Raw genomic sequence first — 23467 nt, 5'->3', positions numbered from 1 at the left:
GCCCCTGTACTGATTAGCCATGAAGGGTAACGGCATTGATTTTCTTGTATTCATTAGGGGTCACGCCAACGATGCGTTTGAACAATTTGTTAAAATAAGCCGGATCAGGGTACCCCACTCCGCAGCCGATCTCATGGATCTTCATGTCGGGGCTTGTTTTGAGCAAATGCTTCGCTTTTTTGATGCGCACCTCGATCAAGTAATCGGTAATGGTCATACCGGTCTCGTTCTTGAACAGTTTGCTGAGATAGCTGGGGGTCAGGTAAACCATCGAGGCCAGGCTGCCAAGTTCGGTTTGCTGGTCGTAATGCTCTTGAATCCAGCGTTTCACCGTTTCAACGGATTTGTCCGCCATTTGCAGGCGGGTTGCCCTGATAATTTCGAGCCCCTTGAGAAAATGAGAGAAGAACAGGCTCTTAAGCTCGGCAAAGGCCAAGCAGGACAGCATGCGCTCCTCCAACTGCTCTTCGGCTGCAGGAGGGCTTGCCGATTTCCATCCCGGCAGTTCCGCTAAGGCCATATCGTGAATCAGGCGGCCTAAGGAGAGAATCGAATGCCGGGAAGCTTTGGCTTCCTTTGCCTGGCCGAACAATTTTTCTAGATCTGCTTTGACTAATGTAATATTCAAGATCTGTATATGTTCGCTAAGCCTTTCTCTTATGCTGATGAAGCAGTCGGTGAGATCGAGGTCTGGCTGCGGCAGATCGTCATAATGGTAATAGCTCCAGGGTGTATAATCATATAGCCCATAATCACATGCACGAACGGCCTGGCGGTAGGCTTCACTTAACCGGCCCGCCTCGCTGTATCCCCGGCTGGAGCCAGTCTGGATGATGCCGATGGGAGCAAGGACTGGCTCCAGCCGGTGAACGAGCTGTCTTATCACCTTCGCATCGGGTTCATCGGTATAATAACTAACAAGCGCCAGCATGCCATCATCAGTCTCGATGATATCTACGGCACCGTACAAGCCCGCAACGACGTCGTTCAACTGCTCGCGGAGCACCTCGATATGGCGGCTGCGGAGGACATGCACGGCAAAGTAGGGCAGCGGCAAATGCAGTTCAGGCAGCTTGCTGCAGAGGGAAGAGAAGCTTTTGAAATAAGAAAGCAGTACCCCGGAGCGCAGGCGCTGCTCTTTTCCCAAGCTGGCTTCCTTTTCTTCGTGCAGCGTATAGAGCAGCTTGAACAGCTGCTTTTTGTTGATCGGCTTCAGCAGGTAATCCACCGCGGAACAACGCAGCGCCTGACGGGCATATTCAAAATCGGTGAAGCCGCTCATGATAATACACCGGATTTCCGGCTGAAGAGATTTAAGCCGCTTAATCAGCTCCAATCCGTCGACCAGCGGCATACGAATGTCGGTAATGACGACATCGATATCCGAGGCCGTGATAAAATCCAGCGCATCTTGTCCATTGGAGAAAACGCCGGTCACGACAAAGGCTTCGTTTTCTTTAGTGATGATTTTAGCTACTCCCTCGCGAATTGAGGATTCGTCATCGACAATAACCATCCGAAGCATCAAATTACCTCCCCGTAACGAATACGATGTTCTTCTTCCAGGAGACCTGTAATTTTTAAAGTTACCGCGGTGCCTTTCCCAGGCCGGCTGTCTACGCTCAAGCCCGATGCGTTGCCGTAGTGCAAGCGTACCCTTTCATTGACATTGCGCAAGCCGATGCCGAATTTATCGATTTTTCCATCAGTCAAGCTGTGGTTCAACTGAGCCAGGGTTTCTTCATCCATGCCGACGCCGTCATCGCGAATTTCGAAGATGGCATCCAATCCTTCATTCCAGGCAGTGATTATGATGGTTCCCGGCTTCTCCTGCTTCTCCAGCCCGTGGAACACGGCATTTTCAACAATCGGCTGAAAAATCAGCTTAATGATCGGCAGATGATAGAAGTGCTGCGGAACCTCAATCCGGAAATCCAATTTGTCCGGAAACCGGATTTGCAGCAGCTGCAAATAGTTGCGGACATGTCGGAGCTCCTGCTCGACGGTTACGGTCTCGTCACTGCGCGTAATGCTATACCTCAGCAGCAGGCCAAGCAGATAGGTGAGCTCGGCGACGCGGTCGTCGTCACTCAGCTCAGCCAGCATGCGGATCGATTCCAGCGTATTATATATAAAATGCGGATTGATCTGGTTTTGAAGCGCCAGCATATCTGCTTTTTGTTTGCTCTTCTCAGTTTCGTACACCTCCTGCAGCAGCCCTTTGACCCGGTCGATCATCCGGTTGAAATGACTGCCGAGCCGGCCGATTTCGTCGTTGTATTTGACCTCAACATGTACATCGAGGTTGCCGCGCTGCACCTGTTTCATTAACCGTACCGTACGGGTCAGCGGCTTGGTCAGAGCGTAGGAGATGAAGATGGCTACCGCCAGGGCAAAGAAAACAATGAGCAACGCGGTAATCATTAGGGCGTTTCGGCTTTGCTTCATTGGGGCGAGCAGCTCGGTTAGCGGGATATAGGAAATGGTTTTCCATCCGGTGCTGGCGGATGAGCTGTAGACCGAGATGTACGGCTTGCCCTCGATGTCGAGCTCGAAATAACCGCGCGGCCCGGAAGCTTGCTTTAATAGAGCGCTGCCGCTTAAATCTTTGCCCAGCATAGCGGGATCGGAGTTGTACACGACTCTGCCGTTCTCATCCACGATCAAGGTATTTCCATGCGTAACGGTGTTCAGCGGCTCGATGATTTCCTCGAATAGACGGATATCCACATCGATCACGATGATTCCGATGTTCTTCAGTGTACTGACGGACTGGATGGAGCGCATGATAGTAAATACCTGCCGCTGTTCGGAGCCGTTAACCCGAATCGGGTGGGTTCCGAGCAGCACGGGGGAGACGCCGGCCTCGCGCGTCCGGATCTCCCATGCTGCCCGTCTCTCTTCCGGATATATTTCATTGATACCGGGCTTCGCATTATAAAAAGTTTTCCCGAAGCGGTCAGTCAAGTAAACGCTGGCAATTTCCTCCTTCATATTTGCCAGATACATCAGAAACATATTGATGCTCGCACTTTTATCCCAATCCGTCTCACGCTGGTCCAGATGCTTCTCGACGTCCTTGTTGTACAGCGGAAGGATGGTGTACCGCTTCAGGTCGGCGATGTAGCGATCCACTTTGTCCATGGCATTGTCGGTCATTTGGCCGGCCGAGCTCGTCATGTTGCTCAGGATCGAGCTTGAGTTCGCCCGGTACGAAGCGTAGCTAACGTACGTAATCGGCAAGGAAATGAGGAATACGAAGATGATGACCAGCTTCTTTTGCATGGACAGGTTAGCGAACAATACCCAGGTTTTGCGGCATAGATAGAAAACGGATGAAATCATAGGCTGCCATCCTCCTGCAGAAATTGCCGGTTATTTTACGGCGCCGCTGGTCACGCCTTCAAAAATGTACTTCTGAAGCACGAAATACAAGACGACAGTCGGCAGCAAAATTAATAATATCGCTGCACTGATCAGGTTCCAGTCAGCGATGTTCACACCTTGAAAGCGCATGAGCACCGTTGTCACCACACCAAGGCTTTGCTTCGGCATGTAAAGATAAGGCGTGTACATGTCGTTGTAAATGCTGATCGACTTGAGAATGACGAGCGTGGCTGTTGCCGGGGTCAGCAGCGGAAAAATAATCGAGCGATAAATCCGGAATAGCGAGGCACCTTCCGCCATGGCATTCTCATCAAGATCGACCGGGATGTTGCGGATAAACTGCAGGTACAGAATAATCTGGATGACGTCGGCTCCGATATACAAAATAATGGGCGCTCCCAGCGTATTATACAGTCCAAGCTGCTTAATGATTCCGAACGTGGCAACCTGGGTCGTAATGCTCGGAATGACCGTAGCGAATAAGTAGGCGCCAAACACCGCTTTTTTCAGCTTAAAAGTAAATCTGCCCAGCACGTAAGCGACCATGGTTCCAAAGATGATATTGAAGACAAGGGCAACGTAGATCATGATCAGCGTATTGGCGAACCCGTTCAGCAGCCCGCCCCGCTCGAATACGATTTTGAAATTGTCGAAGTTGAGAAAGCTGTCAGGCAGCGCCATTGTACTTGCCGTATTGAATTCATCGCTGGACTTGAAGGAGTTCACAATGATGACATAGGGAGGAAACAGGACGACGAATACGCCGACCAGCAGGGACAGGTACTTGATGATGTCGAGTCCGCTGAATTTTTTGCTGCTCAATTTCCGTTCCCCCCTCTGCTAAGGACAAATTGCTGAAGACCTACGACGACGATGACAAAAAACAGCAGGATGATGCTCATAGCCGAGGCCAAGCCATAATGATTATAGGCGAACGCTGTCTCCACGACGCGCTGTACATAGGTTTGCGACGCTCCGGCTGGTCCGCCTTTAGTAAGGACGAAGGGCAGGTCGAAGACCTCGAGGGCACCGGTGACGGTGAGGAACAAGTTCAACTGGATGACCGGTTTCATGTTGGGCAGGGTGATGCGCCAGAAGGTCTGCCAGGCATTGGCGCCGTCGATTTTGGCGGCTTCGTAAATATCGCGCGGAATCGCCTGCAGGGAAGCGATATAAATGACCATGTTATAACCCATGAATCGCCACAGTCCTGTCGAAGCCAGTGAATAGTTGACCAGGCCTGGCGTCCCGAGCCAGCTGGTTTCTCCTAGTTGCGTCAGCCCGACCGCCTGCAGCAGCAGATTGAGCGAGCCTTGCGTCGTATCAAACACGTAACCGAACATGAAGGCGACCGCGACGCCGTTCATGATGTAGGGGAGAAAGAGCAGCAGCCGAAATACGTTTCTCCCCCGCAGGCGGCCGTTCAAGAGGACAGCGAAATAAATCGCCACGATGTTCTGGACGATGCCCATCACAAAATAGGCGAAGTTGTGGGTGAACACCCCGAATATATCAGGATTAGAGAATACTTCCCTATAATTGGCCAGCCCTACCCAAGGCTTCTCCGGGCTATATCCGTCCCAGTCGGTGAAGCTGAACCAGACGAGCTTCAGAGCCGGATAGTAGGTAAAGAGCAGCAGCAGCCCGACCGGAATGAGTAGAAAAGAGAAGATGATGATGTTTTTCTGCGTTTTATATGACAAGGTTCCGAACATTCCCGTATCCCTTCTTTCTATCGGCTAAATTGACAGCAAAATGGATTATCGCCAGGCCGATAACCCATTTTGCATGCTGTTCAAGGTGATTGCCGATTCATGAATGGCAATTCATTAATAACCAAGATCCTTTTTAGCTTTGGCCCACGCTTTATTCCATTTATCAAGGACGGCTTGCGGATCTTTCGCCAGCACGAACTCTTGGGCAATAGCTGGCAGATCGATTTGCGCTTTGTTGGAAATTTCGATGACCTTCGGGTCATCCGGCATGCCTTCCTGCAGATCTACTCCTGTCGCTTGGAATTCTGCGAGTTGAGTCAGCTTGGATTCACGGCCTTCCAGCGGCGAGATGAACCCGGCGAAATCCTCATATCCGGAGTCCTCCAGCATCCAGGTCAGAAAGGCCTTGGCTGCCTCCAGGTTTTTGCTGTCCTTGCTGACGGCGTAGAAGAAGTCCGGGTTCAGGCCGGCCCGGATCTCGCCGGAGTTGTCGAAGGGCAGTGGGAAGAAACCGATGTTATCCGATTCGGCTCCCACGCCGATGACTTGGTTAATGACCCAGTTCCCCAGGAAGTACATGCCCATTTTGCCGTTCGCCACGTCTTTTTTGGATTGCTCCCAGTTGGTGGAGTTAATATCCTTCTCCAAATAACCTTTCTCAGCGAGCGTCCGCAGCAGGGTCATAGCTTTGCCGTATCCGTTGTCCATCGAGAAAGGGGCTTCCATGTTGAGTCTCTCATTAGGGAAGTTCTTATTGTTCTCGATAACCCGCGGCAAATCGTAGACCCAGTTCCCCAGCGGCCATTTATCCTTGAAGTTGGATGAGAGCGGAATAACACCGTTTTGCTTCAGCTTTTCACATGCGGCAAGGAATTCATCCCACGTCTTGGGGAGTTCGGTAATTCCGGCATCGGCGAAGGCTTTTTTGTTATACACGATTCCTGAGGTCGAGTTCCCCGTTGTAATCCCGTACAGCTTCCCGTCATAGGACTTGAAATCTTTAAATGTAACCTCCGCACTTAGCTCCAGGTCGTCGAGCGGAGCAAAATATTTGGGGAGATCCGAGTTGGGGATATCCGGAATGAACATCAAATCCGGCAGCTCGCCGCTGGCCATGCGGACTTTGATTTGCTGGTTATAGTCCGTCTGGCTTGCTTCAAATTCAATGGTGATGTCTGGGTATTTCTCGTTGAAGCGTTTGATGTAGTCGTCGTATTCTTTGCCGATCATGTCTGTCCGGTTGGTGAGGAAGGTGACCTTTCCGCTCAGTTTATTGGCTGTGTCTTTACCGGCTGCGTTACTGTCCGAGGCATTCGACGCTCCTTCGTTTATTCCGGCGTTAGTGCCGCTGCTGGTATCTTTGCTGCCGTTACAGCCTGTTAGTATTGCAGTTAGCGCAAAAACCATTATGAATGCAATCCATAAACTGTTTTTTTTCATCCTCATGTCGCCCCTCTTCTTTTTTTTGATAGCGCTTACAGTTAAATTGTATAGTTTTGTTATTTCACTTTAAATGTACTGGATTGTTATTTGTTGTCTTTAATTAACCTATTGTCGGGTTGTTGGTTGAATGGGGGAAAAGATGGAGAGAATATTTGTTTTATAATATATATAACAAAACAATAACAAAAACTATGGATAATGTATTATAATAAATTATAATTCATGAAAATTCTACTATGTTATTTGATGGAGGGCTTATGAGCATTCAACAGCAGGTATTAGATCAGTGGAGTTTTAAAGCATGTGATGAGACGAACTGGCTTTCCGCAACGGTTCCAGGGACGGTTCATACCGATTTGCTGCGGCATGGCTTGATTCCGGATCCGTTCTACGGGACCAATGAGCATGATTTGCAGTGGATTGACAAGAAGGATTGGGAATATATGTCCAGCTTTGAGCTGCCTGAGAGCTGGGCGGCGGAAATGGCTAGAGTCCAGCTTGTATTTGAAGGGCTTGATACATATGCGGATGTTTATGTGAACGGTGAGCACGCGCTGTCTGCCGATAATATGTTCCGAGCTTGGCATGTAGACGTGAAGGAGCTGCTGCGCGCAGGAAGCAATAACGTTCTCGTCCGGTTCCGCTCGCCGATAAATGAGGATTTGCCGAAGCTCGAGGAGCTGGGATATGATCTGCCCGCGACAAATGACCAATCGGAATTAGGCGGGCTCGGAGAGCGCAAGGTCAGTGTTTTTGCCCGTAAAGCGCCTTATCATTATGGCTGGGATTGGGGGCCGCGTTTTGTAACCAGCGGCATTTGGCGGGAGGTTCGTCTTGAGGGCTGGTCGGTTCCGAAAATCAGCGATTTATATATTCGCCAGGAGGAGATAAGCAGTGAGATCGCCAGGCTGACGGCAGTAGTGGAAGTTGATGCTGTAGCGGGCTGGAATGGGCGATTGCGCATCGGCACAGAGGGCATGACTTGGGAGCAGGAAGTGGTATTAAGGCCGGGGCTGCAGACTTTGACGATAGAGATGGTTATTACTGATCCCAAGCTATGGTGGTGCCGCGGGCTTGGCGACCCGTCGATGTATTCTTTCCAAGCGGCTTTGCTGCAGGGCGGGGAGACCATATCGGATCGAACTGTGCGCACGGGCCTGCGCAGTATCGAACTGGTGCGGGAGAAGGATGAGGCCGGGGCGTCATTTTACTTCAAACTGAACGGTGTCCGGGTATTTATGAAAGGCGCTAACCATATTCCGAATGACAGCTTCGCGACTGAAGTGACGCGGGAGCGTTACCGTCATGAAATCGTTTCGGCGGTAGAGAGCAATATGAATATGCTGCGTGTATGGGGCGGTGGCATTTATGAAGAAGAAGCATTCTATGAGCTATGCGATGAGAATGGGCTGCTGGTGTGGCAGGATTTCATGTTCGCCTGCAGTATGTACCCTGGGAATGAGGCATTCCTGAACAACGTGGCTGCTGAGGCGGAATACAACGTGAGACGCCTGCGGAATCACCCGTCCATCGCTTTATGGTGCGGCAATAACGAGATTGACTCCGCTTGGGCGCATTATGCCTGGGATACAGGCTGGGGCTGGAAGGAGAAGCTGGACAGCGCTGAGCTGCGCGATAAAATCTGGGCAGATTACGAGGCTGTGTTCCACCGCATTCTGCCCGAGGCCGTCCATAAATGGGCGCCCGGCACCGATTATTGGCCGTCCTCACCGCTGCGCAGCCTGACAGGGGACGAGAACCAGCATGCCACTCAAATCACGGGTGAAGGCGATGTTCATTATTGGGGCGTATGGCATGCGGTAGAGCCGTTTGACAACTATAATCAGAAAATTGGCCGCTTTATGAGCGAATACGGTTTTCAATCTTTTCCCGAGCTGAAAACGGTGCTGGAGTATGCAGAGGAAGATCAGCTGGAGCTGGAATCCAAGGTGATGCTCGCTCATCAGAAAAACGGTAAAGGCAATCAGTTGATTAAGGAGTACATGGGCCAATATTTGCCCGAACCGCGGGACTTCAAATCATTCCTGTACATGAGCCAGTTATTGCAGGCCCAGGCGATTCAGACGGCGATCGAGGCACATCGCCGGAATAAGCCTTACTGCATGGGCACGCTGTACTGGCAGATGAACGACTGCTGGCCAGTCGCTTCCTGGGCGGGCATGGATTATTATGGACGCTGGAAGGCATTGCAGTATACAGTACGACGCAGCTTCCAGGACGTCATGCTTTCGGTCGACGGGATCCGTGAAGGCGAAGTAGCGATTTATCTCATTTCCGATCGTCAGGAGCCTGTTACGGGTGTGCTTAAACTGAGCCTGTTTGATTTTGACGGCCAACTGCTGCGGGAACTGAGCCAGGATGTGGCTATCGGTGCGGATGCTGCCAATATCGTGCTTCGGATCCAAACTGATGAGTGGCTTGGCGCCCATAATCCGAAGCGCGTAGTATTGCTGGCTGAGCTGGAAGGGGATGGGGCGATGCTGGATAGCAAGCCATATTACTTTGAATCATTCCGCGAAATCGAATGGCCGGAAGCTTCTGTTATGGTGGAGGAAATTCCGGGAAGCGAGGGCACTTCTTTCAGGCTGAAGACAGACGCTCTTGCAAGGCAAGTGTGGCTCTCAGCGGAGGAAGAGGGGATATTCACCGATAACTTCTTCGATCTCATTCCGGGCGTGCCGCATACTGTCACCTTCCAACGCCGGAGCTCCGGCAATGAGGCGTTTGTTCCGGGCAAGCCGGGAGCATTAACGGTCAGTTCGATGAGGGATTTCATCAGGTAGAACTGTACAGTGCTGCATGTTAGCGGTTGGCTGGCGCCATATATCCTACGAGGATAGGTTGCGCGAAGGTGTGATTAGACTGTTAAGGTTCTATGCAAATGAGTGCGTAGCGAGTATATATGTGCGTTGTGTCCCCTATGCGTGAGCGTGATGCTGATGCTGATGGGATGGGACACAGTTTCCGCTATTTGTGACAAAATATTATAAAACGTTGCGCTGGCGGACATACGATCCTCTATTTGTTGATATCATCGTGAATCTCCGCTCTTTTTGATCAATTAAGGGATCTGTGGTCCGATAGACGTAGATCTATGTGCATTTTTGGTGAATAGGGGATTCTAAGTCCGTAAGGAATTCGACTGTCGGGAGATGCTGCGGCCTGTTCGGAATAATGAGGATCTTCAATCAAGTCGCCAAACGTTGGACATCGCCCAGGTGCATCCCTCTTAGCATAGGGGCTGCACTGCATGATAGCAGCCGGTCAACTTAAGCAGCAAATCAATGTATATGAGGCGCAGATTTCACCCCCCAGAGCGGCTATAGCCGCCTGGGGGGCTTTTTATATCAGATGGGAAATGCTCGCTAGTATGACCGCTAACCAAAGCTGGTCCCCTTGGAAATTACATTTATAGATGCACAGCTTACAAGTGGATTACTCTATCAATCCAAGGGACTCATAAACTTTGGTTGAAACGACCCCGTTAGGGATAAGGCCATGGTCGCGTTGATATTTTTTCAGGGCAGCGCTTGTATCGTACCGGAATTTACCGTTACAGACTCCGTTGAAATATCCTGCGCTCTTCAGGCGGGATTGAATCAATTGAACTTCTCCTCCCACGTCCCCTTCGGCCAAAGCCCTCGGATCCTGTTTGGCATTGCCTAGGACATGCCCGTGTATCGTTACTTTGGTGCCGATCGGAATCATGTCATATAGCTCCATGACGTCTCTATTTCGCATTCGTACGCAGCCATGGCTTAAGTGCTGCCCAATGGAGTAAGGCTTGTTTGTCCCATGGATGCCATAGGTTCCCCAGGGGACGTTCAACCCCAGCCAGCGAGGGCCAAAAGAAGGCCCCCAATCGGTTCCTTTGTATATTATTTTGTATTCCCCGACGGGGGTGGGCGTAGAGGGGTTACCTACCGCAACTGGATACGTTTTGAATTTTTCCCCCTGTGCCCGGACAATCAGCTTATGGTACTGTGGGTAAATCTCAATCGTATACAGCCCTTCGTCGGCTACGATCGGCAGCGAAGGGTCTTCATGAGCCTGAACGTAATGGGGGAAGGTTCCCCAGCCGCAAAAGACCATTTCCGTAATCATAAGCATACAAACGAATAAAGCCGATCTGAGCGGCATGCTGATTCTGGCAGTAAGTTTTATAGTCATCATTTCACCATAGAATTTATTTAGATGTAGTTTGTGCTAAAGTTCTGCTTTCATACCGCTATAAAAAAATAGCATAAAAAAGGAGAGCTTCTCGCTCTCCTTCAGTTTGTCGCATACGTATTTAATATCTTATTCAATCAACCCAGCCTGCCGCAGGAATTGGCGCAGCGCTGAAGCAGCCGTCTCGCGCGTTGTCGGCGCAGTTGGACGGAAGCTCTGACCGTTGTCGCCCAGGTCGCCGCTAATGATGCCAGCCGCTGACAGCGACTTAACGCTCTCTACAGCATAGCCTGCAATACTGGCTTCATCTTTATAAGCTTTAAGCGAAGGATTGGCTGTCTTTAGCTCAGTGCCCGTGAGCTGTAAGGCCCGGTCCAAAATAGCGCTCAGCTCCTGGCGGGTTACATGGGCATTTGGCGAGAATTTGCCATTGCCCGTGCCTCGAATCAGCCCAGCCTCGAATGCGGCCGCCACATCGTCTGCATACCAAGCTGCAGCGGGCACGTCCGAGAATGTGATCGAGCCGCTTGCTTGTAAGCCCAGCGACCGGACGAGCAGGGAGGTGAACTCGGCGCGCGTCAGATTGTTATTCGGCGAGAACGTGTCCGCCGAGGTACCCTCAATGATGAACTTGTTCGCCAGAGCAGTAATATCGGAAGCTGCCCATGAGCTGGCGATGTCTTTGAATTCTACAGAACGTCCGACAGCAGCATATACGGAAAAGCCGGGACGGCTGACCGTAACTAGCGTAGAACCGTCTCCTTGCTCTTTAACTACGGAGGCTACGGGACGGATCTTTCCGTTGGATTCGTAGAGCACGCCGGCCTGATTGGCCCCGATTTTGCCAGAAATCGTGAAGGAGCGCTTAATAAATGTGCTGCTTGGCACCTCTACAGGTTTCTTAGCGGAACCCGAAATCCAGTTTGCTTCGAAGGCTGCAGGGGAACCGATGACCGCAGCTCCTGCGGCTTTGGCGGCGAATTTAGATTTGTCCGAATCTGCTTGCGCAATGATGATTTCTAATGCGGCGCCAGCGGGCGCTCCATTCAGCAGAGATACTGGAATTGCCACGGCAGAGCCTTCAAAACTTACTACTACGGTGCTCTTTGCATTCAGCTTCTGGGATAAAAGCTGAATCTGCTCAGTGTTAAGCCTTACCTCGCTGCTGTGTTTATCATTGCCAGGAACGGGAATGATAACGGCTGCCGTCTCGTTGCCGACCGATTCCAGCACGGAGTTCAAATCATCATCACGGATAAGAGCCGCCGTGGAACTATTTGCATCACCGTTGACTGGAGCAATCACCACTTGCCTTAAGCCTTGTTCGATGACTGCGCTGGCGGCTGCGCTAATGTCGGCAGCTTGTGGTGCAGGGATAGCAGGCGGCGCGTTCGTAACCGGAGCAGGATTCACGCCAGGAGTTGCTCCCGGAGCACCGCTTGCTCCACCACCACCACCGCCGCCGCCGCCGCTACCGCCAGTGTTGCTCGTACTAAGATCCACCCGGAAGGACGTAATGCCCTGATATAAAATCGGCTCATCGCCTTTTTTTGCTAACTCACCACTTGATGTAAGCTGAGCTGCGACAACGTATATTTTATAAGTTCCGCTACTGAGCTGAGCAGGAGTTAGCGTTGCGTTACCTTGCTCGTCATAAAGATAATACTTGCTGCCGATGTTCGGTATAGTATACACGCCAGGCGCAAAACGCTGATTTAGATCATCCATCATATCACTTGCGAAATAGCCTAAAGTCTCATCCTCCAAGCTTACAACATCAACGACATAATAGTTGGTGTCTGCCGCAGTTAATCGGAAAGAAAGCTCTGCGGTTTGCTGGCTGCTTCGTTTAGGATAAACAACCGAATGGGTAAGCTTCACTTCCTGGATTCCGAACCCATTTTCGGGCAGCTTGCTGCCTACATATATGGTGAAAGGCAAATGAAGATCAGGCATGCCAGCGCTGACCAGATTGACCTGTCCTTGATAGAAGCCTTCCTTCGCATCGTCTGCGACAGTCAAGTCGAGCCTAATGACGGAAGCCGACTTGGCAGCTGCCGTGATCGTCGTCTTATCAAGCGTGACATTTACCCCTGAACCCGCATCGTGCCAAGCTATGGAAGCTTCATAGGCTACATCATAATCCGCCGTATTTTTAAGCTGCAGGTTTTTGGCGGCGACACTTCCTGGAGCAATGATGCCGAAGCTCGCCGAGGAGTTATAATTAATGACGTTTTTCGGCGAATAATTGGTGTCCAGAATCGTTATCGGCTCCAGAGCCTGCAGCAATGCTGGCGTGCTCGTCGCCTTGCTTGCATTGACGCGCCCTGCGCCCTGCTGGTACACATCGTATAAATCGTTATTCTCATCTCTGATTACATCTGCCGTGTTAGCAAGAGCAGCCCTAATATCGAACGGTGTCCAATCCGGATGCTGCTGCTTGAGCAAGAGCGCTAAGCCAGATACATACGGGGTAGACATACTGGTTCCGTTGTTGCGCAAATATGCCTGATCATAGGAAGCGTTTGGATCGCTTTTGCCATAAGCTGGATAAGTGGACAAAATATTTACACCTGGTGCCATGACATCCGGTTTAATGCTTAAGTTGGCATCAGCGTTTGGCCCCCAGGAGGAAAAGCTGGCCAAAGTATCGCCTTTGCTAATTAAGGGTTGATAATCCGTTCCAAAAGTAAATTGGAGCGCTAAATCCGGGTTCTCCATCATCGCTTTGACTAATGCGCGTCCTTCTGCGCCCTTCACATCAAAGGTAGGTATAAATAGAGGATTGTCGCCAAGCGTGGTGTCGATATAATCGTCTCTATCTGCGTTAGGAGGATCTAAGTCAGCGTCATCCCCGTCGTTGACGCCATTGAAGATTACGATCGCTTTGGCACCGGATATGCCTGCATAAATCACTTTCTCAGTGAAGGTAAGCTTGCCGCGCGAGGCCAAAACGACTTTGCCGGCAACATCCTTGTTGGCATAGTCTGAGAGACTGCCGAGACCAACGTATACTACTTCATGCGGAACGTCACCGAGAATCTGCGCCAAATTGTCCTTGCCGCTCTCCCAGCCTATGGCACGGGGGGCGGATATATTATAAGTTGCAACCGTCGCCGAGACAGGGGTTCCGCTGGCATCTGTTCCAGTATGATCTACCAAAGCAGCGTCTAGATGGACTGAGTATATTTTGCTGTCGCTCGTAACGGCGCCAACGGCAATTCCCAGCTGCGAGGTTGCGGGCGAACCCATAGAATAATGCCCTGGCCCGGCATTCCCGTTCGCCGAAACGACGATGATTCCAGACAGGACGGCATTATTAATGGCGATGGCATCCGGAGAGTTGACGTTCTTCTCAGCGTCTGAGCCTAGCGACAGGTTGATGACATGCATACCGTCCTTTACGGCCCGTTCAATGCCGTCAATAACCTGGGCGGAAGTGCCGGACGCCGTTTCGGGATCTGTCAGATCCCGTCCAAGCACTTTGTAGGCATAGAGATCGGCTTCGTAGGCGACGCCTTTTTGGGTAATGTTTGCGGACGTATTGGCCGCTCTACCTACGAGAATGCCCGCGACATGGGTACCGTGGGCCGTCCCGCCGTACCCGGATCCATAAGGATCTTCAGCAGGAGTAAGCGGGATCTCTTCATAAGGATCGTTATCGTTGTAGAAAGAGTCGTACCCGCCTTTATATGCATCCTTCAAATCAGGGTGAGTATAATCTACGCCGGTATCGACGACGCCTACCTTGAGGCCTTTGCCAGTTAATCCTTTGGCCCAAGCGGCATCAGCTCCGATTTGCTTCAGCGGAGTGTCGTCATAATTGATTGCATCTGCTGCGATGGCGGAGGCGATCGGAAGAGCATACCAGGTGCTGTTCTCCTGGATCGATTTAACGCCAGGAATCTCGGCAAGGGATGGAATTTCATTAGCAGGAATTGTTACTTCGAAGCCGTTTAATACCGTGTTGTATTGGTAATTCACTTGCAAATCGATGCCTTGGTCCTTCACTTCGTTAAGGAAATCCTGCTGTTCATAGTGCACTGCAGATTCGGTCGCCTCAGCAGCAAGCGAGCGAATGCCCATACGGGCGGCATACTTGCCAACGGCGGCAGGCTGTCCTTCGAGCTGAACAATAACACGAACCTTGCTGTGAGAGCTTGTATCGATCTGCGGCGAAATGAATGTCTCTGCGGATTCGGCTGAAGCCGATAAATCGCTGATTTGCAGGGGAAGCGAAATTACTGCCGCAGCGCTGCTTCCGCCAGGAAAAGCCCCGATCAGTAATGCAAAGGCCAGAATAACTGCAAATGATTTGCGAAACCATAGACTTTTCTTCAAATAACTCCCTCCACTTGATTAATAGATTTGATATGAATTCCAGCTTCAATTAGATGTCAGCTCTAAGTTGGCCCCTGTACCAATCCTCCTCGCACGTTAAATGGACGAAACATCATATTTGCTAGTTTAATAGGGGAAAAATACTAAAGAAGATTTTACCATTAGTAATAGATAATTACCATGTCTCTTTAACAGGTTTCAAGAATAGTAATTTGTATATATTTGTCACAATATCAGATATAATGGAATAACTATACATTAGGAGGGTTGACTATAAGTTGATAGGATAGCAAGATGCGCGATCTTGATTCCTTACTTCTTGAAATCAGAGCGCGTGCGAAATACGTTTACAAATTTAGAAGTGAATACAAATACATAACTCTTTAATATTTTTTGGAGGTATTAGATGAGCAAAAATGAACAGTCTTCTTCCGGTTACCCGATCTACCGGCACGGACCGCGTACGAAGGAGTTTCAGCTGGCTTCGGGCGACGCAGAAGCTATGGCTAGAATTGAAGAGCATATTGAGGCGCATATTGGAAAAATAGAGGGAGTATACCATGAAATCATCTCGGATTTGGTGCATGTGGATATTTTTATAGTAGCCCCGACTCCAGAGCGGAATTATTATACGCTGGTGACCTGCGGGATGAGCAACCTGCCCATGACTGTACCGGAAGGCGCCGAAAATTTTAAATACGCCGAGCTGATGATCTGTTTGCCGCCAACCTGGCAGATGACCGAAGATGCATTCCAGGACGAGAATCATTATTGGCCGGTGCGCTGCCTGAAGCAGCTGGCCAAATTTCCGCATGAATATGACACCTGGTTATTCGCCGAGCATACGATCCCGAACGGCGATCCGGCCGAGCCGTATGCGCACAATACGATGCTGTCGGGAATGATGCTTACGGTGCCTTCGGTCGTAGATAATATAGAATCTTTTTTTACGTTAACTTTCTCTGAAGATAAGGAGGTGCATTTCTTCAGCCTGCTCCCTTTGTACAAAGAGGAGATGGAACTGAAGGTAAACCGGGGGGCCGAGGCCTTATATCCTAAACTGGAAAAGGCGGGAATAAACGAAATTCTAAATCCGATCCGCAAAAATGTTTGCAAAAAAACGTTTTGGATTTTTTAATCTGCTATATTCTGCTATATATAGTAGATTCCATAGTATCATCAGCATCATGATGACTGATTTTATTAATATTAAGAAGAAGGTGTCCTGATTTGGACCGTTTCCACCTTTGGGCATTAATCATTTTGATATTCTTTGCTATTCTGTTGGCTATTGGAATTCTAATTAAGAATCTGAGCGCCGGGAGCGGGCCATTGCCTCCTCAATCTGAACCAGTTAAGAAGAGTACTAAAAATGAGAATAAGAATCAAAAGTACCCGCCGTGGTTTCATATTTTATTTGCCATATTGCTGCTTTCCTTTTGTTTGCGTGAGTTAGCGGGATTAGGGCTGTTAATGGTAAGCGGCCCCAAACAGGTAAGCGGAGTAGTTACAGAAATTGAAAAGTCGAGCGGACGAGGAAAGAGTTTCCTTAATAAAGTCCATATTGGCAAAATTACAGTACATTACATTCTACCGAATGGGATCAAGAAAGGCGAGGTTTATACCATTCAGTACACTCCGCTTACATCGAGACCCATAGGGGTGAAGAGGCTAGGCCATTCCATCATTGAAGAACAATAAGCCAGACCGTTCGCCTGCTCATGCTTGAGAACGGTCTGGCTTTCTAGAAGGTACGTAATTTATTCGAATAATTTTCCGTCCTCAATTTGGACGACGCGGTCGCAAAGATCCAGCATCCGCTGGTCGTGTGTGACCATAACGGCAGCTTTGCCATGCAGTTTCACTTCATCTGCCAGCATTTGTACGACGTCCCGACCGCGGCCGGAATCCAGGCTGGCCGTCGGCTCGTCGGCAAGAATGATCTCCGGGTCGTTCATCCAGGCCCGGGCGATGGCCACGCGCTGGCGCTCTCCGCCAGACAGGCTGTCCGGATAATGATTCCGCCGATGAGCAAGTCCCAGCCGCTGCAGCAGTTCCTTAGCCTTGGCTTCCGCCATCTTGCGCGGCGTTCTGGCCAGCTTGGCAACGAGCAGCAGTTGATCCATCACCGTCAAATAAGGAATTAAATTGGACGATTGAAACACAAAACCAATCTTGTCCAGGCGAACCTGATTCAATTCGGGAGGAGTCAGCTTGGTAATGTCCTCACCGCCCAAAGAAATCCGTCCACTAGTCGGCGACAGCAGCGCGCCCGCGATGGACAGGAACGTGCTTTTTCCCGCTCCAGATGGACCGACGACTGCTACGAACTCTTCTGCTTTTACTGCAAGGGAGACCTCCTTCAGCACTTTTACTGTTGTTTCCCCATCCCCATATACCTTGGTTATATTCTCCATTAGCAATTTATTGTTCATTACGCAGCCCTCCCAATTGCCTCAATGGCATCGACACTGACAACCCGGTACAGGGACAGTAAGGAGCCAACGACTGCTACGGCAAGGAACAGCACCGAGCAGAGGACAACGAGCCGCGGGCTGAGGTCGAACGGCATGCCAGCAGGCAAGATGGCGGCTACCCCATAGGTAAACCCTATGCTGACAGCCAGGCTTGCGACGGAGAGCGTTATGACTTGGGAAATTATATTGCGGGCCAAGTAGCTTGAGCTTGCGCCGATCGCTTTTAGGACGCCGAACTGGTTCATTTTCTGAATGGTGATCACATAGAAGAATACCGCCAGTACAAATGCCGCAATTACGAACAGAAAAGCCACCATCATGAGCAGGGAGCCCTGTTCTTCCTTATATCCGGGTATGCCCTGCAGCGCCTGATCCATCGTAATGACCTCGATCCCCGGCACCGATTCGCTTATTTGATCGGCTTTGGCAGCGCTGGCTTGTAGCGCGACGGCGTTATATTGGAGGCCATCGCCGGTGCCACCTCTTGAGACAGCCGGCTTTATCGTGCCCCATACCTTGAAATTCACGTGGATAACCGGAGAATGGCTGAAGGACTGCCCCTTCGTGAATCCGACGACCTTAAGCTGCTGACCGGACATTTGCTCCTCCAGGACTTCCCCGAGCGCTATACCTGCCTCCTTAAAAGAAATATCGACGACTGCCTCGTCCGGCGCAATCTCATCGACCATTCGGCCTTCGGCGATGGCCGGGGCCAGCATGCCCTCCGTTTCGATGGCAAACAGCGTGGCGTCAAGCTTCTTTGTTTCACCCGCTTTGGTTACGGCGGTCATTTGCACGCCGAGCGGGGCAGCGGATGACCCGCCTGCAAAATCGCGGATTTCCGCAAGCTGCGCCTCCGGCACTGTGGAACGGGTCAGGCGGTGATCCGAATCTTTTTGTACAATTAAGTAATCCGCATTCATGTTCTGAATGGAGGAGGCATTATCGGAGGACAGGCCTTGGGCTAGTCCAGATACAAACAGCACCAGCCAGGCGATCAGCACCATAATTAATGCAATGAGCAAATACCGCATTTTGGCGTGTTTCAATTCTCTTAGAGCAAGAAACATGACAGCTTCATCTCCTATCTCTTATAGTCTGTCTATCAGGTTCTGAATCAACTATAAGAGTTCTCTATGAACGGAATATGAACGGATCATGTCCGGCTAAATGGGGGCTGATGGTCTGACTACCTTGAGTTACGTTAATCGATGCTTTTCTAATATCTTGGCAGGGTGACATGGAACGTCGTGCCTTTGCCAAGCTCGCTGGCCGCTTCGATGCGGCCTTGATGAAGCTCAACGATTTTTTGCGTGATGGCCAGTCCCAGGCCGCTGCTGCCTTCCTTGCGGTTCCTGGCCCGGTCTACCCGATAGAAACGGTTGAACACGTAGGGAAGATCCGATTCTGCAATGCCGATGCCTGTATCCTCGATGTCCACATGGCACTCGGTTTCGGTCTGACGCAGGCGGATCGCGATAGTGCCGCCGGGCTCTGTATATTTGATGCTGTTCGTGATGAGGTTGATCCACACCTGATGCAACAGCTTGTCATCTCCCGCTATGAATGCTGAAGGGAGGTCGAGTTCCACGGCCAGATCCTTCTCGCGCCAGCTCCATTCCAGCATGAACAGAACCTGCCTGATCTGGGCGGACACATCGAACATCTGCTTGTCCAGAATCGCTTCTTCCTTATCGAGCGAGGCGAGCATCAGCAGCTGCTTGCCGAGCTGGGACATGCGGCGGCTCTCGTTCTCGATGATGGCCAAATAGCGCCTTCTCTGTTCCTCCGGCAAATCCGCCGACTGAAGGGTGTGCGAGAAGCCTTGGATCGAAGCGAGCGGCGACTGGATTTCATGCGATACGTTGGACACGAACTCCTGGCGCATCTGGTCGAGCTGCTCCAGACTTTTGGCCATTTGCATGAAGGTTCCGGCCAGCTTGCCGATTTCGTCCCGTCGTTTCACCTCAAGCTGAATGTTGTATTTGCCCTGGGCCAGTGTTTTGGTCGCTTCGGTCAGCTTCACGATGGGATTTACGATGTAGCGGGTGCTGACTATGACGAATAGAATGCTCAGCAGAATCGAAAGAACGACCAGCACGGCGAAAAAAATCCTCAGCTCTCCAAACAGGACGCCTACGTTAGGCCTGACGAACAAGGCGTAAACCTCGTCTCCGGCATGCAGAGGCACACCGACCGTATTAATCAGCACGTTGTCAAAGAAGCCGGTGACGAACGGCCCCGTTGTAAATTTGGACACGCCATGGTACTCCTCCCCCCGGAGAACGCTTTGAACGGCGGCGTCATCCAGCTTCGTCTCCCGGAACGGGTCGCCGAAGAAGCTCCCGTGCTCCAGGGACTGTACCAGATACATCTGGTAGCCGAGCTCGCCTACATGGCTGAAGTAGGATGCCGGGTCGAGCTCTGGGTTCTGCTCGTAGAAGGTACTGATGCTCTTCGCCATCGCCGTGATTTTCTGATCGTTGAACGGCTTTAGAAGATGCTGATAATACAGGTTGGAGCCGATGAACGCAATGAGAAAGCTTAATATCATGACAAAGATCGTTGTGATGACGATGCGCAGATACAGCGATTTCATCGGGGCGCGACCTCCAGCTTATAGCCTACGCCGCGCACTGTGGTAATGCTGAAGTCCCGATGACTGTCCGCAAAGCGGTCGCGAAGGCGTTTGATGTGCACGTCTACCGTGCGGTCATCCCCATCGAAATCAGGCCCCCATACGAGCTGAATCAGCTCTTCCCGCGTAAAAATCCGGTTCGGATAGCTCGCGAGCTGCGACAGCAAATCGAACTCTCTCATGGGGATCATGAACAGCTTGCCGTTGCTGTGCACCTCATAGCTTCGCCGGTCGATGACAGTATCATTCAGCCGGATCGTCTCGGCGTTCACCATCTGATAACGGCGCAACAATGCCTTGATACGGAATAGAAGCTCCTTCGGCTCAAAAGGCTTCGTCAAATAGTCGTCCGTTCCGACAGCGAAGCCCCTTTCTTTGTCGACCAGCTGATCTTTGGCCGTGAGCAGGATTACGGGGAAGTCGTAGTATTCCCGAATCTCCTCGCATAGCTGGTACCCGTCTTTGTTCGGCATCATCACGTCAACGATAGCTAGATGGATCTGCTGGGCGGCAAGGCGGTCAGACGCTTCCCCTCCGTCAGCTGCTTCCACGACGGAATAGCCTTCCCCTTCCAGATAAAAACGTACAAGCTCGCGAATATGCGGGTCGTCGTCGGCAATGAGAATATGGATCACGTATTATGCATCTCCTTGTTTGAACTAAGAAAGATAGAGCTGTAAAATGATCATCCAACTGATGCCAATATACCGCAACTTCTTATCTTTTCACAAATGATGATGCAGGCACGATTAAAGCAGCCTATTCAGGCATATTCATGGTAAAATAAGGATAAGCCAAACAAGATTAAAGGAGGCTCCATGCGCATGAGGATAACCGCCGCCGAAAAAACTGATTTACAGCAAATTTTGCAGCTTCAATATCAGGCTTACGAGAGTGAAGCCCATATTTATCAGGATGACCAAATCCCGCCGTTAACACAAACGCTGGCGGATTTCATAGAAGAATCGCAGTCGCGTACGATATTGAAAGCCGTTCTGGAGGACGGTATGATTATCGGTTCGGCAAGAGCCCGGGAGGGTAATGGAACATGTTATATTGGAAAAGTCATCGTCCACCCCGATTACCAGAATCGGGGGATCGGCACGGCGCTCATTCGGGAGCTTGAGCGGCTATTTGCTCACACTGCAAGATTCGAGTTGTTTACTGGACATCGGAGCGAAAGAAATCTGTACCTGTATCAGAAGCTCGGATACCATATTTATCGCACCGAACCGGTGCATGAGCGGTTAAATCTCGTCTTCCTGGAGAAACTGATGTACCAGGATGGAAGGGACGCGCTATTAGCCGCATTCCAAGATTGGGTTGCTTTTGCAGTCCAGCTGCAGAAACGGGAAGAACTCTATTGGAATCAGCCGGTCGCTCCGGGTAAATGGACGCTGCGAGCTGTTGTCAGCCATATCATGCTGTGGGATAAATATTTCTATGAACATGCCATCGACAAGATCTATAGACAGGAGCCGCTGACCCTTCGGCATACCGACTATGATGAATTCAACCGGAAGGCGCAGTTGTACAGCGAACAGACAAGCATCACGAGTTTGGCCGAGCAGGCGATTTTCTACAGAGAGAAGATCATAGCCGCCATCCGGTCATTAACGGACGAGTCCTACAATAAAGAATACATAGATGCGGACGGGCATCCGTTTTTCGTAGCGCAATATTTGAAGGATTTCATCCCGCATGACCAGCACCATATAGCCCAGATGGAGGAAAAGCATGGAGAGCAGCGTTAACCTGTTTCGGGAGGCCTGCCATAAAGGCTGGAGCTTTGGAAAACAGCTTCTGCGTACGATCTTTATCGTCATCATGATCTTATTCGGCATGCTCAGTTTATTGCAAATCGCGTTCGCCCTCATCCTGTGGCTGGACTCCATCGGAACTTAAAGAACAGACAGGAGGCAAGGTCCATGAAGCATGTGATGCGTATAACCTTAATGGCCATAATCATATTTATGCTTGCCATTTCGGCAGCCTGCGCGCCAAAGCAAGCCCCAAATGCCAATCAGGGCTCGGAGGCGCCCGAGCAATCCGGGGAGCATGTCCAGCAGCCTGAGAACGGAGCTAATCCGCAGGAGAGCGGCAATAATAACAATCAAGGACAGGAGGAGGATTCTGTCCGGGACATGCTGGAACAGCTAAGTACGGCGGAGAAGATCGGCCAATTGGTTATAGTCGGCGTGGAAGGCACGGCACCGGATGATACGGCTCGCCAATTCATTGAATCCTACCATGTTGGCGGATTTATTTTCTACAAGAACAACATTAGCGATACCAAGCAGGCTGTCGCTTTCTTCAATGAGCTTAAGAAAATGAATGCGCATAACAGGGTGCCCTTATTGCTCAGCGTTGACGAAGAAGGAGGCCGGGTTTCCCGGATGCCCGAGCAATTCCAAGTGCTGCCCGCTGCGCATACCATCGGCGCTTCCGGCAGCGCCGAACTGGCTTCCGGCCTCGGAACGATAGTTGGCAAAGAGCTGGCGGGATTCGGGCTGAACATGGACTTTGCCCCTGTAATGGATATCAACAGCAATCCGGATAATCCGGTGATCGGGAGCCGCTCATTCGGCAATGACGCAAAGACCGTCAGCGAAATGGGGGTTGCCATGCTGCAAGGGATCAAGCAGGAGGGAGTCATTCCTGTGGTCAAGCATTTTCCCGGGCATGGCGACACTTCGGTGGACTCCCATTTGGGCTTGCCTGTGGTCGAGCACGATATGGAGCGGCTGCGGAAGCTGGAACTTGTGCCCTTTGCTAAAGCGATTGAAGAAGGGGCGGACGTCGTGATGGTCGCTCACTTGCTGATGCCAAAGCTTGATGCCGAACAGCCCGCTTCATTCTCTAAAGCGGTCATCCACGATGTGCTGCGTGAGGAACTGGGCTTCGAAGGCGTTGTCGTGACTGACGATATGACGATGGGAGCGATCGTAAAGCACTATGACATCGGAGAGGCGGCCGTGAAATTCATTCAAGGCGGGGGCAATATCGTACTAGTTGGACATGAGCGGGAACGGCAGCTCGCGGTAATCGATGCCCTGACTGCGGCCGTCAAGCACGGAGATATTCCGGCAGAGGTGCTGGACGAACGGGTATACACGATTTTGAAGCTGAAAGAGAAGTACGGACTGAAGGATGATCCGGCCTCCGGCCCTGATGTCGAGGCTATTAACGAAGAGATCACGGATATTTTGACCAAATATAAAATCAAGACAGTCAAATGACGCCCTCCTTGCCCTATTTTTACCAGGCGCTGGCAT

Annotated in this window: 18 protein-coding genes; 7 read left to right on the top strand and 11 right to left on the bottom strand. The window is 50.8% G+C overall.

Translation table 11 applies throughout. The features are described from left to right. Positions 1–13: 13 nt before the first annotated feature. The 5 genes from GNP95_RS03935 to GNP95_RS03915 form a co-directional block, all read right to left on the bottom strand. Positions 14–1525, bottom strand: a complete 1512-nt coding sequence (locus GNP95_RS03935) for a response regulator (RefSeq protein ID WP_155609554.1) — start codon at positions 1523–1525, stop codon at positions 14–16. Next, positions 1525–3345 carry a cache domain-containing sensor histidine kinase gene (locus GNP95_RS03930; RefSeq protein ID WP_155609553.1) on the bottom strand — a complete coding sequence of 607 codons (1821 nt, stop codon included), beginning with the start codon at positions 3343–3345 and terminating at the stop codon, positions 1525–1527. The genes GNP95_RS03935 and GNP95_RS03930 overlap by 1 nt, the downstream gene beginning before the upstream one ends. Before the next feature lie 30 nt (positions 3346–3375). Further along, positions 3376–4209: a carbohydrate ABC transporter permease gene (locus GNP95_RS03925; protein WP_155609552.1), complete on the bottom strand. Its 834-nt coding sequence runs from the start codon at positions 4207–4209 to the stop codon at positions 3376–3378. Continuing rightward, positions 4206–5102 (bottom strand): carbohydrate ABC transporter permease, encoded by an 897-nt coding sequence (locus GNP95_RS03920; protein WP_155609551.1) that lies wholly within the window; start codon positions 5100–5102, stop codon positions 4206–4208. The genes GNP95_RS03925 and GNP95_RS03920 overlap by 4 nt, the downstream gene beginning before the upstream one ends. A 114-nt stretch (positions 5103–5216) precedes the next feature. Continuing rightward, positions 5217–6542 carry an ABC transporter substrate-binding protein gene (locus GNP95_RS03915; protein ID WP_155609550.1) on the bottom strand — a complete coding sequence of 442 codons (1326 nt, stop codon included), beginning with the start codon at positions 6540–6542 and terminating at the stop codon, positions 5217–5219. Between the two features lie 260 nt (positions 6543–6802). On the opposite strand from GNP95_RS03915, the gene GNP95_RS03910 reads away from it, so the two are divergent. Then, on the top strand, positions 6803–9349 hold the full coding sequence (locus tag GNP95_RS03910; protein WP_155609549.1) for a beta-mannosidase: 2547 nt from the start codon (positions 6803–6805) through the stop codon (positions 9347–9349). Positions 9350–10001: 652 nt separating this feature from the next. Here the strand turns inward: GNP95_RS03910 and GNP95_RS03905 are convergent. Then, positions 10002–10658 (bottom strand): L,D-transpeptidase family protein, encoded by a 657-nt coding sequence (locus GNP95_RS03905; RefSeq protein WP_230873707.1) that lies wholly within the window; start codon positions 10656–10658, stop codon positions 10002–10004. Positions 10659–10865: 207 nt separating this feature from the next. Further along, positions 10866–15077, bottom strand: a complete 4212-nt coding sequence (locus GNP95_RS03900) for a S8 family serine peptidase (protein WP_155609548.1) — start codon at positions 15075–15077, stop codon at positions 10866–10868. A gap of 286 nt (positions 15078–15363) precedes the next feature. Here GNP95_RS03900 and GNP95_RS26675 point away from each other — a divergent pair, with 286 nt between their 5' ends. The 3 genes from GNP95_RS26675 to GNP95_RS03885 all read left to right on the top strand — a co-directional run bounded on the left by GNP95_RS26675 (position 15364) and on the right by GNP95_RS03885 (position 16778). Then, positions 15364–15456 (top strand): DUF2569 family protein, encoded by a 93-nt coding sequence (locus tag GNP95_RS26675; protein WP_413773728.1) that lies wholly within the window; start codon positions 15364–15366, stop codon positions 15454–15456. Positions 15457–15483: 27 nt separating this feature from the next. Then, positions 15484–16215: a suppressor of fused domain protein gene (locus GNP95_RS03890; RefSeq protein WP_155609547.1), complete on the top strand. Its 732-nt coding sequence runs from the start codon at positions 15484–15486 to the stop codon at positions 16213–16215. A gap of 92 nt (positions 16216–16307) precedes the next feature. Next, the gene (locus GNP95_RS03885) at positions 16308–16778 is read left to right on the top strand and encodes a hypothetical protein (RefSeq protein ID WP_155609546.1); all 471 of its coding nucleotides are present in this window, start codon (positions 16308–16310) and stop codon (positions 16776–16778) included. A 59-nt stretch (positions 16779–16837) separates the two neighbouring features. Here the strand turns inward: GNP95_RS03885 and GNP95_RS03880 are convergent, their stop codons facing one another. The 4 genes from GNP95_RS03880 to GNP95_RS03865 all read right to left on the bottom strand — a co-directional run bounded on the left by GNP95_RS03880 (position 16838) and on the right by GNP95_RS03865 (position 20827). Next, the gene (locus GNP95_RS03880; protein ID WP_155609545.1) at positions 16838–17512 is read right to left on the bottom strand and encodes an ABC transporter ATP-binding protein; all 675 of its coding nucleotides are present in this window, start codon (positions 17510–17512) and stop codon (positions 16838–16840) included. After that, positions 17512–18624 carry an ABC transporter permease gene (locus tag GNP95_RS03875; protein ID WP_155609544.1) on the bottom strand — a complete coding sequence of 371 codons (1113 nt, stop codon included), beginning with the start codon at positions 18622–18624 and terminating at the stop codon, positions 17512–17514. The genes GNP95_RS03880 and GNP95_RS03875 overlap by 1 nt, the downstream gene beginning before the upstream one ends. A 149-nt stretch (positions 18625–18773) precedes the next feature. Then, positions 18774–20153, bottom strand: coding sequence for a sensor histidine kinase (locus GNP95_RS03870; protein WP_155609543.1), 1380 nt, complete (start codon positions 20151–20153; stop codon positions 18774–18776). Continuing rightward, positions 20150–20827 (bottom strand): response regulator transcription factor, encoded by a 678-nt coding sequence (locus tag GNP95_RS03865; protein WP_330163258.1) that lies wholly within the window; start codon positions 20825–20827, stop codon positions 20150–20152. The genes GNP95_RS03870 and GNP95_RS03865 overlap by 4 nt, the downstream gene beginning before the upstream one ends. A 189-nt stretch (positions 20828–21016) precedes the next feature. Between GNP95_RS03865 and GNP95_RS03860 the strand changes: the two genes are divergently transcribed. The 3 genes from GNP95_RS03860 to nagZ are packed head-to-tail and all read left to right on the top strand — an operon-like array spanning position 21017 to position 23431. Continuing rightward, complete coding sequence (locus GNP95_RS03860) at positions 21017–21946, top strand: GNAT family N-acetyltransferase (protein ID WP_155609542.1); 930 nt, start codon at positions 21017–21019, stop codon at positions 21944–21946. Beyond that, positions 21930–22097 carry a hypothetical protein gene (locus GNP95_RS03855; protein WP_155609541.1) on the top strand — a complete coding sequence of 56 codons (168 nt, stop codon included), beginning with the start codon at positions 21930–21932 and terminating at the stop codon, positions 22095–22097. The genes GNP95_RS03860 and GNP95_RS03855 overlap by 17 nt, the downstream gene beginning before the upstream one ends. Before the next feature lie 23 nt (positions 22098–22120). Beyond that, complete coding sequence (nagZ, locus tag GNP95_RS03850; RefSeq protein WP_155609540.1) at positions 22121–23431, top strand: beta-N-acetylhexosaminidase; 1311 nt, start codon at positions 22121–22123, stop codon at positions 23429–23431. The last annotated feature ends 36 nt before the right edge of the window (positions 23432–23467 follow it).

This window comes from Paenibacillus woosongensis (assembly GCF_009725165.1).
GTDB lineage: Bacteria > Bacillota > Bacilli > Paenibacillales > Paenibacillaceae > Fontibacillus > Fontibacillus woosongensis.
This window is presented reverse-complemented; position numbering and strand designations above follow the sequence as displayed.

What these genes read in the sequence shown, in the direction of transcription:
- GNP95_RS03935 (WP_155609554.1), bottom strand. Translation starts at nt 1,525, where the DNA reads ATGCTTCGGATGGTTATTGTCGATGACGAATCCTCAATTCGCGAGGGA.
- GNP95_RS03930 (WP_155609553.1), bottom strand. Translation starts at nt 3,345, where the DNA reads ATGATTTCATCCGTTTTCTATCTATGCCGCAAAACCTGGGTATTGTTC.
- GNP95_RS03920 (WP_155609551.1), bottom strand. Translation starts at nt 5,102, where the DNA reads ATGTTCGGAACCTTGTCATATAAAACGCAGAAAAACATCATCATCTTC.
- GNP95_RS03915 (WP_155609550.1), bottom strand. Translation starts at nt 6,542, where the DNA reads ATGAAAAAAAACAGTTTATGGATTGCATTCATAATGGTTTTTGCGCTA.
- GNP95_RS03910 (WP_155609549.1), top strand. Translation starts at nt 6,803, where the DNA reads ATGAGCATTCAACAGCAGGTATTAGATCAGTGGAGTTTTAAAGCATGT.
- GNP95_RS03905 (WP_230873707.1), bottom strand. Translation starts at nt 10,658, where the DNA reads ATGGTCTTTTGCGGCTGGGGAACCTTCCCCCATTACGTTCAGGCTCAT.
- GNP95_RS03890 (WP_155609547.1), top strand. Translation starts at nt 15,484, where the DNA reads ATGAGCAAAAATGAACAGTCTTCTTCCGGTTACCCGATCTACCGGCAC.
- GNP95_RS03880 (WP_155609545.1), bottom strand. Translation starts at nt 17,512, where the DNA reads ATGAACAATAAATTGCTAATGGAGAATATAACCAAGGTATATGGGGAT.
- GNP95_RS03875 (WP_155609544.1), bottom strand. Translation starts at nt 18,624, where the DNA reads ATGTTTCTTGCTCTAAGAGAATTGAAACACGCCAAAATGCGGTATTTG.
- GNP95_RS03870 (WP_155609543.1), bottom strand. Translation starts at nt 20,153, where the DNA reads ATGAAATCGCTGTATCTGCGCATCGTCATCACAACGATCTTTGTCATG.
- GNP95_RS03860 (WP_155609542.1), top strand. Translation starts at nt 21,017, where the DNA reads ATGAGGATAACCGCCGCCGAAAAAACTGATTTACAGCAAATTTTGCAG.
- GNP95_RS03855 (WP_155609541.1), top strand. Translation starts at nt 21,930, where the DNA reads ATGGAGAGCAGCGTTAACCTGTTTCGGGAGGCCTGCCATAAAGGCTGG.
- nagZ (WP_155609540.1), top strand. Translation starts at nt 22,121, where the DNA reads ATGAAGCATGTGATGCGTATAACCTTAATGGCCATAATCATATTTATG.